Annotated in this window: 15 protein-coding genes and 1 pseudogene; 2 read left to right on the forward strand and 14 right to left on the reverse strand. The window is 70.4% G+C overall.

Annotation, left to right across the window (positions count from 1 at the left end):
- Window positions 1-216: pseudogene (locus tag ACOJVU_RS07035) on the forward strand (ethanolamine ammonia-lyase light chain EutC); the annotation flags it as partial.
- Here ACOJVU_RS07035 and ACOJVU_RS07040 read toward each other — a convergent pair.
- Genes ACOJVU_RS07040 through ACOJVU_RS07075 form a run of 8 tightly spaced genes read right to left on the reverse strand, consistent with a single transcriptional unit; the run spans window position 194 to window position 8,765 of the window.
- A complete protein-coding gene (locus tag ACOJVU_RS07040) occupies window positions 194-1,414 on the reverse strand; it encodes a vWA domain-containing protein (RefSeq protein WP_421529122.1) in 1,221 nt (406 codons plus the stop codon). The pseudogene ACOJVU_RS07035 and the gene ACOJVU_RS07040 sit on opposite strands and share 23 nt — an antisense overlap.
- Entirely contained in the window at window positions 1,411-2,064 is a 654-nt protein-coding gene (locus tag ACOJVU_RS07045) for an SRPBCC family protein (RefSeq protein ID WP_421529123.1), read from the reverse strand. Before ACOJVU_RS07045 ends, ACOJVU_RS07040 begins: the two co-directional genes overlap by 4 nt.
- 13 nt (window positions 2,065-2,077) lie before the next feature.
- Window positions 2,078-2,974 carry an AAA family ATPase gene (locus tag ACOJVU_RS07050; RefSeq protein WP_421529124.1) on the reverse strand — a complete coding sequence of 299 codons (897 nt, stop codon included), beginning with the start codon at window positions 2,972-2,974 and terminating at the stop codon, window positions 2,078-2,080.
- Window positions 2,971-3,741 carry an XdhC family protein gene (locus tag ACOJVU_RS07055; protein ID WP_421529125.1) on the reverse strand — a complete coding sequence of 257 codons (771 nt, stop codon included), beginning with the start codon at window positions 3,739-3,741 and terminating at the stop codon, window positions 2,971-2,973. The genes ACOJVU_RS07050 and ACOJVU_RS07055 overlap by 4 nt, the downstream gene beginning before the upstream one ends.
- A gap of 59 nt (window positions 3,742-3,800) precedes the next feature.
- Window positions 3,801-6,200, reverse strand: a complete 2,400-nt coding sequence (locus ACOJVU_RS07060) for an aerobic carbon-monoxide dehydrogenase large subunit (protein WP_421529126.1) — start codon at window positions 6,198-6,200, stop codon at window positions 3,801-3,803.
- Window positions 6,197-6,691, reverse strand: coding sequence for a (2Fe-2S)-binding protein (locus ACOJVU_RS07065; RefSeq protein WP_421529127.1), 495 nt, complete (start codon window positions 6,689-6,691; stop codon window positions 6,197-6,199). The genes ACOJVU_RS07060 and ACOJVU_RS07065 overlap by 4 nt, the downstream gene beginning before the upstream one ends.
- A 2-nt stretch (window positions 6,692-6,693) precedes the next feature.
- Window positions 6,694-7,575, reverse strand: a complete 882-nt coding sequence (locus ACOJVU_RS07070; RefSeq protein ID WP_421529128.1) for an FAD binding domain-containing protein — start codon at window positions 7,573-7,575, stop codon at window positions 6,694-6,696.
- Window positions 7,576-7,607: 32 nt separating this feature from the next.
- Window positions 7,608-8,765, reverse strand: a complete 1,158-nt coding sequence (locus tag ACOJVU_RS07075; protein WP_421529129.1) for an XdhC family protein — start codon at window positions 8,763-8,765, stop codon at window positions 7,608-7,610.
- Window positions 8,766-8,788: 23 nt separating this feature from the next.
- Here ACOJVU_RS07075 and ACOJVU_RS07080 point away from each other — a divergent pair, with 23 nt between their 5' ends.
- On the forward strand, window positions 8,789-9,748 hold the full coding sequence (locus tag ACOJVU_RS07080) for a LysR family transcriptional regulator (protein ID WP_421529130.1): 960 nt from the start codon (window positions 8,789-8,791) through the stop codon (window positions 9,746-9,748).
- A 99-nt stretch (window positions 9,749-9,847) separates the two neighbouring features.
- Here the strand turns inward: ACOJVU_RS07080 and ACOJVU_RS07085 are convergent, their stop codons facing one another.
- From ACOJVU_RS07085 to ACOJVU_RS07110, 6 genes are all read right to left on the reverse strand, one after another.
- Window positions 9,848-10,492, reverse strand: coding sequence for a TrmH family RNA methyltransferase (locus ACOJVU_RS07085; protein ID WP_421529131.1), 645 nt, complete (start codon window positions 10,490-10,492; stop codon window positions 9,848-9,850).
- The gene (locus ACOJVU_RS07090; protein ID WP_421529132.1) at window positions 10,489-11,409 is read right to left on the reverse strand and encodes a hypothetical protein; all 921 of its coding nucleotides are present in this window, start codon (window positions 11,407-11,409) and stop codon (window positions 10,489-10,491) included. Before ACOJVU_RS07090 ends, ACOJVU_RS07085 begins: the two co-directional genes overlap by 4 nt.
- Window positions 11,410-11,635: 226 nt before the next feature.
- Complete coding sequence (gene pyrE / locus ACOJVU_RS07095; RefSeq protein WP_421529133.1) at window positions 11,636-12,175, reverse strand: orotate phosphoribosyltransferase; 540 nt, start codon at window positions 12,173-12,175, stop codon at window positions 11,636-11,638.
- The gene (locus ACOJVU_RS07100) at window positions 12,162-12,749 is read right to left on the reverse strand and encodes an SDR family NAD(P)-dependent oxidoreductase (RefSeq protein ID WP_421529134.1); all 588 of its coding nucleotides are present in this window, start codon (window positions 12,747-12,749) and stop codon (window positions 12,162-12,164) included. Before ACOJVU_RS07100 ends, pyrE begins: the two co-directional genes overlap by 14 nt.
- Before the next feature lie 52 nt (window positions 12,750-12,801).
- Window positions 12,802-13,677 (reverse strand): trehalose monomycolate transport factor TtfA, encoded by an 876-nt coding sequence (gene ttfA, locus ACOJVU_RS07105; RefSeq protein WP_421529135.1) that lies wholly within the window; start codon window positions 13,675-13,677, stop codon window positions 12,802-12,804.
- A 120-nt stretch (window positions 13,678-13,797) separates the two neighbouring features.
- A partial coding sequence (locus ACOJVU_RS07110) for an AAA family ATPase (protein ID WP_421529136.1) occupies window positions 13,798-14,928 on the reverse strand: 1,131 nt, incomplete at its 5' end.

The raw sequence follows: 14,928 nt of genomic DNA on the forward strand, positions 1-14,928 counted from the left end.
CGCCCGGGCCTCTCGGTCGCCGACAGCCTGGGCATCTACCTGACACACCGCCCGGCGCCCGGGCGCACCGACGCCGACCGCAACTGCATCTCCAACATCCATCCGCCCGACGGACTCGACTACGCGGCGGCCGCGGCGATCACCGCCGCGCTCGTCGCCGCGGCCCGCGAACTCGGCCGCTCGGGCGTCGCCCTCAAAGACACAACGCGACCAGCAACCGGCGCAGCCCGGTCAGTGAGTGCGCCGGCAGGAACAGATCGCAGTACGGCAGCGCCGCGGCCATCGAACCCGCCAGCGGCTCGAAACCGGCCTGCGCCGCACGCGGATTGAGCCAGGCCACCACGGCGGCACGGCGACGCAGCCGGGCCATGGCGTGCGCGAGGACGTCGGGGGGATCGGCGTCCCAGCCGTCGGAGGCGATGATCACGACCGCCCCGCGCAGCGCGTTGCCGTGCCCCGAAAGACCGGGCGCCAGCAGAGCCGCGACGCTGCGGCCCACGAACGTGCCGCCGTAGCGGTCGGTGACCGTCGCGTTGGCCCGCTGCAGCGCCACCTCGGCCGAGCGGTGCGACAGCACCGCGGTCAGCCGAGTCAGCGACGTGGAGAACGCGAACACCTCCGGGCGGATCCCGCCCCGGCGCACGCCACGCCCCTGCGCCAGGGCCCGCATCAGGTGCAGATACATCGCCGCGTAGGGCCGCATCGATTGGCTCACATCGCAGACCAGGACGACCCGGCGGGGCCTGCGCCGCGGCCGGGTGCGCGCCAGGGTGAGCGCCTCGAAGCCGGTCTTGCGGGAGGCGTTCATCGTGGCGCGCAGGTCGATGCGCTTACCGGCGGGGCTGGGTTCGAACCTCATGCTGCGCCGCCGCGGCCAGCGCCCGGCTGTCTCCTCGATCCAGGAGCCCAGCAACCGCAGGTCGTGCGCATCGAAACGGTCGAACGGTTCGTCGGCGCGCGCGGCGATGCGGCTGGGCAAAATCTCGGGCACCAGGACATGCGCACCGCCCGGGTCGTCATCGTCGTCGCCGCCCGTCGTGGTCCGCATCGCCCAGGGCAGGCCCTGCGCGGCGCCGGGCCGGGTGTCGGCGGCCCGCGCGGTGCCGGCTTTACGCGTCGACTGGGATTGTCCAGCAATCGAACTGGTGGCGGGTTCGGCGTAGCCGGCGCCGAACACCGCCGCGAAGACCGCGTCGAAGGCACCCAGGTCCTCGGCCCGGTTGACCAGTGTCAGCCGGGCCGCCCAATACAGCGAAGACCCGGTGCGGGTGCCCAGCAGCCGCAACGCCTGCACGAAACTCGATGGGCCGTCGGCGGAGACGTGCACCCCGGCCTCCCGCAGCCGGGCCACCACGGCGGCCGAGAAAGCCGCCAGATCGACGCCCCGCAACAGCGCCGGGCCAGCCGTGCTCATCGGGACCGCTGACGCCTCCGGCCCATGATCCAGATCAGCACCAGCACGGCCAGCACCGCCGCCGCCGCCGCACCGTACTTCTTGAGCTGGTCGCCGCCGGCCAGCTCGAGAAGGTCGATGGGCTCGGGCTCGGCGGCGGGCAGCGCATGGGCGGCGGTGGGGGCCGGCGCGGCCGCACCGTTGGTCGGCGGTATCGCCGGCGCGCTCTCGGCGGCCAGCTTGGCCTCCAGCGACTCCACGAACTGGCCCAGCAACTTCTCCGACACCTGCTGCAGCATCCCGCTGCCGAACTGGGCCAGCTTGCCGACGATCTTCAGGTCGGTGTCGACGGTAACCTCGGTGCGGTCGCCCTCCTGGTGCAGCTGGGCGGTGACCGTGGCGGCGGCGTTGCCCGTTCCCCTCATCTCCTTGCCCTTGGCGTCGATGACGGCGCGATACTGGTCGCGGTCCTGCTCCACGAAGCGCACCTTGCCGCTGAACTCGCTGCTCACAGGGCCGACCTTGACCTTGACCTTGCCGGAGTAGTCCTCGCCTTCGTGGCCGGTGAACGCGGCCCCCGGCATCAGCGGGATCACCTGTTCCAGGTCGCACAGCACGTCCCACGCCTTGTCGATGGGCGCGCTGACGGTGAACCGGTTGTCGATCTTCATGCTGCGGATCCTCTCAGGTGGGGCTGCACTCGGTGAAAGTTTCGTACGCGGAGCGAATCTGCGCACGGTCGTCCGGCGTCTTGGCCAGCGTCCCCAGGCTGGCCAGTGCCGACCCGACGGTGTCGGGCGCGGCCAGGTCCGCCACGCCCAAGGCGACCAGCGCAGCGACCCAGTCGATGGTCTCGGCCACTCCGGGCGGCTTGTCCAGGTCGTGTTCCCTGGCTGCGCGGACGAACTGGGCTGCGCTTTCGATCAGTGCGGCGCCGGCCCAGGGCACCGTGCGCCGGACGATGGCGGCGGCGCGAGCCGGCTCGGGGTAGTCGATCCAGTGGTAGAGGCAGCGGCGGCGCAGCGCGTCGTGCAGGTCGCGGCTACGGTTGGAGGTGAGCACCACGATCGGCGGGCACTCGGCGACGAAGGTGCCCAGCTCGGGCACCGTCACCGAGGACTCGCCGAGGAACTCGAGCAGCAGCGCCTCGAATTCGTCCTCGGCGCGGTCTATTTCGTCGATCAACAGCACCGGTGGCCGCGGGCCGCGGTGCCGCACGCAGCGCAAAACGGGCCGGTCCACCAGATAGGTCTCGGTGTAGAGATCCCTTTCGTCGATCCCCTTACCGCTCGCCTCGGCCAGCCGGATGGACAGTAGCTGGCGCTGGTAGTTCCAGTCGTAGAGTGCCTCGTGCGCGGTCAGGCCCTCGTAGCACTGCAGCCGGATCAGCGGGGTGTCCATCACCGCGGCAAGGGTTTTCGCGGCCGTGGTCTTGCCGACCCCGGGCTCGCCCTCCAGCAGCAGCGGCCGGCCCAGCGTGACCGCAAGATAGATCGCCGATGCGGTCCCGACGTCGAGCAGGTAGTCCCGCGCATCGAACCGGCCGACGACGTCGCCGGGGCTCTCGAAGACCGCCGTCATGCGCCGGAGTGGCCCGCGGAGACCGCCGTGGGGTGGGGGCCCGGGCCGCGGGCGCCGCGGACGCCGGCGATTAGCTCGGCCGCGATGGAGACCGCGATCTCCGGCGGGGTCTTGGCGCCGATCGGCAGACCGACCGGGGTGTGCACGCGAGCCCGCTCGTCCTCGGAGAGGCCGAGCGAATCGAGGATCGAGGCGCCGCGCACCCTGCTCGCCACCAGACCGATGTAGCCGACGCCGTGATCGAGTGCGGTGCGGATCATCTCGGCTTCCGGGCCGCCATGGCTGGCGATCACCACCGCGGTCGGGGCGGAGGTGGCGTCGGCCGGGTCGGCGTCGGCGTCGGCGCGCACGTCGTACCCCAGGACCGTGCACACCCGGACCAGCGCGTCGGCGATCGGCGTGGCGCCGTGGATGCGGATCAGCGGGGACGGCAGCTTGGGCGTCAGGAAGATCTCCAGCGACCCGCCGGACAGGCATGGGTTGACCACCACGCAGGCGCCCGGCGCCTCGGGGAAGTGCACATCGCCGTCGGGCAGCACCCGCAGCAGCACGCTCTCGTTCGTCTGCAACGCGCCCAGCGCCGCCTTGCGGACCGAGTTCTGCGCACACTGGCCGCCGACGAAACCCTCGATTGTGCCGTCCGCCAGCAGGATCGCCTCGTCACCGGGGTAAACCGAGGTGGGCGGCTGGGCGCGCACCACGGTTGCGTGCACGAACGGCGTCCGTGCCGCGAGCAGCTGCTGGGCCCGTTCGCCGATGATGGTCATCCGCTGATTGCGCCCCTCATCCTCATCGCTCGTTCCTCGCTCTGCATCGTCACGGCGCGTCAGATGGGTGGCCTCGCCCTTCCCTGCATCGCCTCCCACACCCGCGACGGCGTCAACGGCATGTCGGCGTGACGAACCCCGAACGGCGCCAACGCATCCACCACCGCATTCACCACGGCGGGCGGGGACCCGACGGTCGCCGACTCACCGATCCCCTTCGCGCCGATCGGGTGGTGCGGCGACGGTGTCACGGTGTACCCGGTCTCCAGGCGCGGCACCTCCATGGCGGTCGGGATCAGATAGTCCATCAGCGAGCCACCCAGGCAATTGCCGTCGTCGTCGAAGGCGATCCATTCCATCAGCGCCATCCCGATGCCGTCGACGACGCCACCGTGCACTTGCCCCTCGATGATCATCGGGTTGATGCGGGTGCCGCAGTCGTCGACCGCCAGGAAACGCCGCACCTTGACCACAGCGGTGCCGGGATCGACATCCACCACGCAGAAGTACGCGCCGTAAGGATAGGTGAGATTCGAAGGGTTGTAACACACTTCGGCGTCCAGCCCACCCTCGAGCCCCTCCGGCAGATCACCGGCCCCGTGCGCGCGCATCGCGATGTCGGCGATCGTCACCGACGCCGACCGGTCGCCCTTGACGTGGAAAGACCCCTTCTCCCACTCCAGGTCGGCGACGGAGACCTCGAGCATGCCCGAGGCGATGATCTTCGCCTTGTCGCGCACCTTGCGGGCCACCATCGCCGCGGCCGCACCCGAGACCGGGGTCGATCGGCTGCCGTAGGTGCCCAGCCCGAACGGGGTCTGGTCGGTGTCGCCGTGCACGACGTCGATGTCGTCGGGCGGGATACCGAGCTCTTCGGCGACGATCTGGGCGAACGTGGTCTCGTGTCCCTGCCCCTGGGTCTGGACCGACAGGCGCACCACGGCCTTGCCGGTCGGGTGCACGCGCAGTTCGCACCCGTCGGCCATGCCCAGGCCCAGGATGTCCATGTCCTTGCGCGGGCCGGCACCGACGGCCTCGGTGAAAAACGACATCCCGATGCCCATCAGCTCACCGCGGGCGCGCTTCTCTTTCTGCTCGGCCCGCAGCGCGTCATAGCCGAGCATGTCCATTGCCTGGCGCAGCGTCGTCTCGTAGTCGCCGGAGTCGTACACCCAGCCGGTCTTGGTGGTGTAAGGGAACTGCTCGGGGCGCAACAGGTTTCGCAGCCGCAGCTGGGCGGGATCCATCTTGAGTTCATAGGCCAGGCAGTCCACCATCCGCTCCACCAGGTACACCGCCTCGGTGATCCGGAAGGAGCACGCGTAGGCCACCCCGCCGGGCGCCTTGTTGGTGTACACCCCGGTCACCCGCGAGTACGCCGCTTCCAGGTCGTAGCTGCCGGTGAACACCCCGTAGAAGCCGGCCGGGTACTTCGTCGGCGCGGCCTGGCCGTTGAACGCGCCGTGGTCGGCCAGCACATTCGACCGCACTGCGAGGATTTTGCCGTCCTTGGTGGCCGCGATCTCGCCCACCATGATGTAGTCGCGCGCGAAGCTGGTCGAGGTCAGGTTCTCGCTGCGGTCCTCCATCCACTTGACCGGCTTGCCCAGCACCAGCGAGGCCACGATCGCGCACACATAGCCGGGGTAGATCGGCACCTTGTTGCCGAAGCCGCCGCCGACGTCGGGGGAGATCACCCGGATCTTGTGTTCGGGCAGACCGGCAACCAGCGCGTAGAGGGTGCGGTGCGCGTGCGGGGCCTGCGAGGTGGTCCACAGCGTCAGCTTGCCGCTGACCGGGTCCAGATCGGCCACCGCGCCGCAGGTTTCCATCGGTGCAGGATGCACGCGCGGGTAGACCATCTCCTGCGTGACGACGACGTCGGCGCGCGCGAACACCGCCTCGGTGGCCGCGGCGTCGCCGGTCTCCCAGTCGAAGATGTGGTTGTCCTTCTTGTTCTCGAGGTCGCTGCGGATCACCGGCGCGGACGGGTCCAGCGCCTTGCGCACGTCGACGACCGGATCCAGGGGGTCATAGTCGACGTCGATCAACTCCAACGCGTCGCGGGCCGAATACCGGTCCTCGGCGACGACGAACGCGACCTCCTGGCCCTGGAAGCGCACCTTGTCGGTGGCCAGCACCGCCTGCACGTCGTTCGACAAGGTCGGCATCCACGCCAGGCCCTTCTCGGCCAGGTCGGCGCCAGTGACGACCGCCTTGACCTTCGGGTGGGCCAGGGCCGCGGACACGTCGATGCCGGCGATGCGGGCATGGGCGTACGGCGAGCGCAGGATCGCCAGGTGCAGCATGCCCGGCAGCGCGACGTCGTCGACGTAGGTACCGCGGCCGCGGATGAAGCGGGGATCCTCCTTGCGCAGCATCCGGCCGTAGCCACAGGGCTTCTGGTCGTTGTCCGCGGTGTCTTCCGGTGAGGGGGGCCGTGATTCGGTCGTGGTCATGATCCCGCCTCCACCGCCTGCGCCGCGCTGTGCTTGGCGGCCCACTGGATGGAGCGCACGATCGTGGTGTAACCGGTGCACCGGCAGATCTGGCCGGAGATGGCCTCGCGGATGGTCTCCTCGTCGGGGTCTGGTTCGCGGTCGAGCAGGGCGCGGGCGGTGATCATCATGCCCGGTGTGCAGAAGCCGCACTGCAGCCCGTGGCAGCGCATGAATCCCTCCTGCACGGGATCGAGCCGGCCGTTGACGCCCGGACCCGCCAGTCCCTCGACGGTGCGCACGGCATGACCTGACGCCATGACGGCCAGCATCGTGCACGACTTCACCGGCACGCCGTCGACGTCGACCACGCAGGTTCCGCAGTTGCTGGTGTCGCAGCCCCAGTGCGTGCCGGTGAGCCGCAGGTGATCCCGCAGGAAGTGCACGAGCAGCATTCGGGGTTCGACGTCAGCGGTGACCTGTTCGCCGTTGACGGTCATGTTGACCTGCATGGTCAGTCACTCCCTTGGTCGCCGACCCGCTGCGCCGCCGTGCGCAGGGTGCGGATGGTCAGTTCGCCGGCCAGGTGCCGCTTGTATTCTTCGGTGCCGCGGATGTCGGTCACCGGTTCGCAGGCCAGTGCGGCACGTCGGCCCGCCTCGGCGAAAGTCTCCTCGGTGGCCGGCCGGCCCGCCAGCGACGCCCCGAGTTCGGCCAGCGCGTCGTGATCGGGGTTGACCGCGGTCAGGCCGACCCGAGCAGCGGCTATCGTCGCTCCGTCGAGGGTCACGGCCGCCCCCGCCGCCGCCACCGCCCAGTCGCCCACTCTGCGTTCCACTTTTGCGTATGAACTGGACGTGTTGTGGCGCAGTGGGATTCGAACCTCGACCAGTATCTCGTTGGGGGCGAGCGTGGTCTCGTAGGGACCGGCCACGAATTCGTCGATCGGGATCTCGCGCTCACCCGCCGGTCCGCGGGCCAGGCACACCGCGTCCAGCGCCAGGCACACCGTCGAGAGGTCCTCGGCCGGATCCGCCTGGCACAGCGAGCCGCCCAGCGTGCCGCGGTTGCGGACCACCGGGTCGGCGATCACCCGTTCGGCGTCGCGGAAGATCGGGCACACCGCGGCCAGGTTGTCGGACTCCAGCAGCTCACGATGACGGGTCATGGCACCTATGCGGACCAGCGTGGGGTCGGTGATCACGTAGCCGAGTTCGAGCGCCAGGTCGTTGATGTCGATCAGGTATTCGGGGTTGGCGATCCGCAGTTTCATCATCGGCAGCAGGCTGTGCCCGCCGGCGACCACCCGCGCGCCCTCCCCCAACCGATCCAGCAGACCGATGGCGTGGTCGACACTGGTCGCGCGTTCGTATTCGAAGGGGCCGGGTACCTGCATGCGCCACAGTGTCAACCCGCCTCCCCGGGGCGTCAATAGCGAGTTAAGGGATCCCTGAACTGGTCCTTGAGCTCGGCGTCGTGGTGGATTCGCCCGGCGCTCCGGCCCAGCGGCAGGCCTCCGCCGCCCCAGCGCCTGGCGATGATGTCGGCGGCGATCGAGACCGCGGTCTCCTCCGGGGTGCGCGCGCCGAGGTCCAGCCCGATGGGGCTGGCCAGCCGGCTCAGCTCGGTGTCGGTGAGCCCGACGGCGCGCAGCCGGCTCATCCGGTCGTCGTGGGTGCGCCGCGATCCCATCGCGCCGACGTATCCGACGTCCAGGCGCAGCGCCACCTCGAGGACCGGGACGTCGAACTTGGGGTCGTGCGTCAGCACACAGATCACCGTGTCGCGGTCGAGGGCGCCCGCCGCCGCCTGGGCGGCCAGATACCGGTGCGGCCAGTCGACGACGACCTCGTCGGCCGAGGGGAAGCGGGCCCTGGTGGCAAACACCGGGCGCGCGTCGCACACGGTGACCCGGTAGCCCAGGAACGACCCCTGCCGGGCCAGGGCGGCGGCGAAGTCGATCGCGCCGAACACCAGCATCCGCGGCGGCGGCGCATTGCTCAAGACGAAGACCTCCATGCCGTCGCCCAGACGCTGGCCGTCGGGACCGTACTCGAGGACCGCGCAGCGGCCCAGCGCGAGCAGACCGCGGGCGTCGTCGGTGACCGCGGCGTCGGCGCGCGGCGCGCCCAGCGACCCGGACACCGAATCGGGTCGCACCACCATGCGACGGCCCACCCAGGTCGCGTCCGGGTGGGCGATGACGGTCGCGACCGCGACGGGACGCCCCGCGCCGATGTCGTCGGCGATCGACCCCAGTTCGGGAAACGTTGCCCGCGAGACCGACTCGATGAAGACGTCGATGACGCCGCCGCAGGTCAGGCCGATCTCGAACGCGTCGTCGTCGCTGACCCCGTAGCGTTCCAGTCGCGGTGTCCCCGTCCGCGCCGCCTCGGTGGCCAGCTCGTAGACTGCGCCCTCCACGCAGCCACCCGACACCGACCCGGTCGCCGAGCCGTCGGGCGCCACCAGCATCGAGGCGCCGGGCTGCCGCGGCGCCGACCTCATCGTGCGCACGACGGTGCCCAGACCCGCAGTCCGCCCGGCGCGCCAGATGGGCATCAGCTGAACAAGCACTTCCCGCACGGGTTCCAACGTAGGCTCATCCCATGACTCCGGCTCAACTTCGGGCCTATTCGGCGGTGGTCCGGCTGGGATCGGTGCGAGCCGCGGCCGCGGAGCTGGGCGTCTCCGATGCGGGGATCTCGATGCATGTCGCGGCGCTGCGCAAGGAACTCGACGATCCGTTGTTCACGAGAACCGGTGCGGGGCTGGCGTTCACGCCGGGCGGGCTGCGGCTGGCCAGCCGCGCGGTCGAGATCCTGGGCCTGCAGCAGCAGACCGCGATCGAGGTCACCGAGGCCGCGCACGGGCGACGGCTGCTGCGGATCGCGGCGTCGTCGGCGTTCGCCGAGCACGCCGCGCCGGGCCTGATCGAGCTGTTCTCGTCGCGGGCCGACGACCTGTCGGTGGAGTTGAGCGTGCACCCGACCAGCCGCTTCCGCGAGCTGATCTGCTCGCGCGCGGTGGACATCGCGATCGGCCCGGCCGGTTCGATCGGCTCGGACGAGACGCTCTTCGTACGGCCCTTTCTGAAATATCAGATCATCGCCGTCGTCGGGCCGAAAAGCCCTTTGGCCGTGAGCGTTCCGACACCGGCATCGCTGCGCGCACAGCAGTGGATGCTGGGGCCGTCGGCCGGCGGGGTGGACGGTGAGATCGCGGCCATGTTGCGCACCCTGGAGATTCCGGAGTCCCAACAGCGGATCTTCCAGAGCGACGCCGCCGCGCTGGAGGAGGTGCAGCGGGTGGGCGGGGTCAACCTGGCGATCGGCTTCGCGGTGGCCAAGGACCTCGCGGCCGGGCGGCTGGTACACGTGAAAGGCCCCGGCCTGGAACGCTCGGGCCAATGGTGTGCGGCCACACTGGCGCCGACGGCCCGCCAGCCCGCGGTGTCGGAGCTGGTGCGATTCATCACCACCCCGCGGTGCACACAGGCGATGATCCGCGGGTCCGGCGTCGGGGTGACCAGGTTCCGGCCGAAAGTGCACGTCACGCTGTGGAGTTGAGGGCGATTCCTTGGCGTTGAGGGTGAAGCCATGGCGGTAAAATCGCCGAAATCCCGCCATGGTTTCACGGCGAAAGCCACCGGTTCACACTCGAAGTGCTCACCAGGCGTGCGTGAAATCGGTGTGCTGGCGGATCCAGGCGTGCATTGCGATCCCGGCGGCCACCCCGGCGTTGATGCTGCGCGTCGAGCCGAACTGGGCGATCGACACCGTGACGGCCGCACCGGCGCGCAGCTCGTCGGTGATGCCGGGGCCTTCCTGGCCGAACGCGAGCAGGCACTCCCGCGGTAGCGTGGCCTGTTCCAGGCGCACCGAACCCGGGACGTTGTCCACCGCCACGACGGTCAGCCCGGCGCCCGTCGCGAACTGAAGCAGCGCGGCACTGCTGTCGTGATGGCACAACCGCTGATAGCGATCGGTCACCATGGCGCCGCGGCGATTCCAGCGGCGCCGCCCCACGATGTGCACGGTGTGCACCGCGAAGGCGTTGGCGGTGCGCACCACCGAACCGATGTTGGCGTCGTGGCCGAAGTTCTCGATCGCGACGTGCAGCGGGTGGCGGCGCCGGTCGATGTCGGCGATGATCGCCTCCCGCGTCCAGTACCGGTAGGCGTCGACGACGTTGCGGGTGTCGCCGTCGCGCAACAGGATCGGGTCGTAGCGGGGGTCTTCGGGGAGCTCACCGGGCCACGGTCCGACACCGGTGGCCGGTGACCCCCACTCGGTGGGCCCGGGGTCGTTCATCGCTGAGTCCACACACCGGCGTGGGTGCCGTCGATCGCCACGGTCGCGTAGAGCAGCGCCTCGTTGATCTCGCCCTGGGTGCACAACGAGGCGTCGACGCGCACCGCGTCCAGCGAGGCGTCGGGCAGGATCAGCACCGACGACCCGTACACCGAGCAGGCCGGATTGAGCCCCGGGGCGGGCAGCGTCGGCGACGCGAGCAGCATCATCGGGCCGCCCCGCGTGGCGGAGTCGTCGCGGTAGCGCTCGGCGAGCGCTTCGGCCTGCAGCCCCAGCAGCATGTAGCCGTTACCGGTGAACGCGGCCGGGTCACCGAGTTGCGCCCGGGTCACCGGGGTGCCGTCGGCGCGCCAGGCCGACAGAGTGATCGTCTTGACGACCAGGCCGGTGTCGTTGGCGTTGGTCGGCATCAGCCCCACCGGGAATGCGGCCGGGTAGGCCGCCGACGTCTTGGGGATGCGGTCCCGCGGCGAGTAGGCGTACACGCCGCGGACCTGGCTCCGATCCTTCAGCGGCCCAAGACAAACCGTGCCGGTGAGCCGGTCGCCGGGCGCCGAGAGCGGCGAGGGGATCTGGCGCCCGCTGCTCAGCGCGCTGTCACAGCTGCCCAGCCCGGTGGCCTCCAGCGGGTGCGCCAGCGCACCGTAGAGCCCGAAGCGGACGTCGCCGGGTTGGGCGTGGGGGTTTTCGGGCGACGCGACGCCGGCGTCGACGTCGATCAGCACGTAGTCCTCGGAGAAGCGCAGGTTCGACACCCCGATGTTCCAGCCCAGCAGCGCCAGCGACTCGCCGAGCCGCGCCCCCCGGGCGCCGTAGGGGCTCACGGGATGGGTCGAGCCCGAACAGCCGGCCAGGCAGGAGGCCAGGACGAGCAGAGCGCTTGCGACGAGCTTCAGCGGCCGTAATCTACAGCGCATCGGTCACATTCGCTACATTCTCCATATTCTCCACATTCTCCACATGAGCCACATGGGTCACATGAGCCACATGGGCCACCGGCCGGAACGGTCGACGTTTTGCCCACCTCACAGCGACAAATCGGGATGCGAGTGAATTGTCGCTGCGAGGCGGGCAAAACGATCACCGCCCGTGCCAGAGGCCCGTGCGGCTGGTGTGACGATTGGCGCACAGCCCGCTCGCCGCCTAGCCCAGCCCCAGATCGGCAAGGCCCAGCACGCTGCGGTACAACAGCCCCTCCGCACGAATGGCCTCGGCGGCGCCGGTGGCGCGGTCCACCACGGTCGCGACGCCCACCACCTCGCCGCCCGCCTCCTGGACGGCATGCACCGCCGTCAGCGCCGAATTACCCGTGGTGCTGGTGTCCTCCACCACCAGCGCCCGCCGCCCGGCGACTTCAGAGCCCTCGATAAGTCGTTGCATCCCATGGGTTTTCGCCGCCTTACGGACGACGAACGCGTCGATCGGACGCCCGGGTGCGTGCATGACTGCCGTCGCCACCGGGTCGGCGCCCAGCGTCAGGCCGCCGACCACCGTGTAGTCCCAGTCGCTGGTGAGCTGCCGGACCAGGTTGCCGATCAACGCGGCGGCCCGGTGGTACAACGTGGCGCGGCGCAGGTCGACGTAGTAGTCGGCCTCTGTGCCCGACGACAGCGTGACCCGCCCGTGCACCACCGACAGGCGCCGGACCAGCTCGGCCAGCTCCGCGCGGTCAGCTTCGTCCACGGCCGCCCCCGACCCGACCGGCCGCCGCGCGCACCAGGTTCCGCGGAATCATCCGCCCCGCCGCCACGAGCGCCTTGTACTGCAGTCCGGGAACGCTGACCACTTTGCCGGCGGAGACGTCGGCGAGGCTCTTGTCGACCACGTCGTCGACCTCGAGCCACAGGAACGGCCGGCAGCCCGCCATGTCGATTCCCGCCCGCTCGTGGAAGTCGGTGTGCACGAACCCCGGGCACACCGCGTGCACCCCGACCCCGGTGCCCCGTAAGCCACCGGCCAGGCCCTCACTGAAGGACACCACCCAGGCCTTGGACGCCGAGTAGGTCGACCCCTGCCCGGACTGGGGGTACCTCCCGCTTGCGGGGGGCAGACCCGCCACGCTGGCCACGTTGATGATGGTGCCCGCGCCGGCGGCGAGCATCGCCGGCAGTGCGGCCCGGGTCAGCTTCATCACCGCGGTCACGTCGACGTCGCGGGCGACCAGGACCAGGTCGTAGCCGTCGGCGGCGTAGCGGCGGGCGTACCCGGCGCCGATCCCGGAGGTGGGCCCGGTGACCAGGGCTACGGGACGAGGCATGAGCGACATCATAGTGACGGGGCCCCGACCGACCGGCACCCGTGGGGCGCGGTCAGCGCTGGTAGTTGGGGGCCTCGCGGCCGTTGACCGGTGGCGGCGGGCGACGTGCACTCTCGGCACGGCCCTCCGTGCGGCCCTCCGTGCCGCCCTGCTCGCGGCGCACGGGTTCCGCGTCGCGCCGGCCCGCCTCGCCGATCAGCCCGGCCACATCGTGCTGGGCGCGCCTGGGCGGCAGTTCCCCGCAACCGGCCGGCATCAGCGGACGGCTCGGCGCGGCGCTTCGCAGCCCCACGGCCGTCGGCTCCTGGGCGTCCTCCTGCGGCAGCGGCGGCAACACCCGAAGTAAATCGTTGAACTGACGCACGGTGCGCAGACCCTCGTCCCACTGGGCGCGGGTGCTGGCGATCGGCATGGCGACCAGCGTCCAGTTCTGCTCGTTCCACATGATCTCGGCGCAGTCGGGCGCGGTGTGCGCGAAGGTGACCATGCGCCGATCGCAGGCCCGCCGGGCCGCGTCCAGGTTCGTCGAGTACACCATCCGCGGCCCGATCGCGCCGAGCAGCCAGATGTCGTTTTCCCGCGGCTCTTTGAGTCCCTTGAGCCGCAGGTCCACCGCGACGTTGGTGCCCACCTTGCGGTGCAGCGCGATCACCGTGGCCACCTCTTCGAGGTCGAAGATGTAGACGGCCTCACCGCGGATCTGCCCCAGGACGACGTTGTGAGCGGAGACATCACCCACCGTCGAGATCACCCCGCGCTTCCAGCGCCGCAGGATTTCGCGCGATTCAGGCTCGTAGTCGAACCCGTGCGACCGCGCCCACGACTTGCGGCGCCGGCTGCGACCGCGCCGGCGATCGATGTCGACGTACAGCAGCACGCCCGCACCGACGAAGCAGAGGGCGGAAAGCGTGAACCAGAGGGGGACCATCCCCAGTAGGGTATCTGTTCTTCGCCCGGAGTGGACAAACCGAGCAGGTCACAACCGGGCATCAGGCTCATGACGGGTCCGTGTGCCGCGACCCCGGTCCAGTTCTGAGCGCGAGCAGTACTAGCCGAGGGTCAGCGAGTCGCCGCCGGGGCTGACGTCGACCGGGACGGTGTCCCCGTCGTGCACGTCACCGGCCAGCAACATCTTGGCCAGCTGGTCGCCGATGGCCTGCTGCACGAGCCGGCGCAACGGCCGGGCGCCATAGACCGGGTCGAACCCGCGCTCGGCCAGCCACTTCTTGGCGGCATCCGACACCTCCAGCTGCAACCGGCGCTGAGCCAGCCGCTTGCCCAGCTGCGCCAACTGGATGTCGACGATGGCCACCAGCTCACCGGGCTGCAGGCCGTGAAAGACGATCACGTCGTCGAGCCGGTTGATGAACTCCGGCTTGAACGCCGAGCGCACCGCAGCCATCACCTGCTCCTCGCTGCCACCCGATCCGAGGTTGGACGTCAAGATCAGGATGGTGTTGCGGAAGTCGACGGTGCGACCCTGCCCGTCGGTGAGCCGGCCCTCGTCGAGCACCTGCAACAGCACGTCGAACACGTCCGGGTGGGCCTTCTCGATCTCGTCGAACAGGATCACCGTGTACGGACGACGCCGCACCGCCTCGGTCAGCTGGCCGCCCTGGTCGTAGCCGACGTAACCGGGAGGGGCGCCGACCAGGCGGGCCACCGAGTGCTTCTCGCCGTACTCGCTCATGTCGATGCGGACCATGGCGCGTTCGTCGTCGAAGAGGAATTCCGCCAGGGCCTTGGCCAGCTCGGTCTTGCCGACACCGGTCGGCCCGAGGAACATGAACGACCCGGTCGGCCGGTTGGGGTCGGCGACACCGGCCCGGGAGCGCCGCACCGCGTCGGAGACCGCCGTGACCGCGTTCTTCTGCCCGATGACGCGCCGGCCCAGCTCGTCCTCCATGCGCAGCAGCTTGGCGGTCTCGCCCTCGAGCATGCGGCCGGCGGGAATGCCGGTCCACGCCGACACCACGTCGGCGATATCGTCGGGCCCGACCTCCTCCTTGAGCATCACGTTCTCGCGGGCCTCGGCGTGCGGCAGCGCGGCGTCGAGCTTCTTCTCCACCTCGGGGATGCGCCCGTATCGCAGCTCGGCGGCCTTGGCCAGGTCGCCGTCGCGCTCGGCGCGCTCGGACTCCCCGCGCAGCGATTCCAGCTGCTCCTTGAGGTCGCGGAC

This window comes from Mycobacterium sp. THU-M104, from assembly GCF_049197365.1.
Taxonomy (GTDB): Bacteria; Actinomycetota; Actinomycetes; order Mycobacteriales; family Mycobacteriaceae; genus Mycobacterium.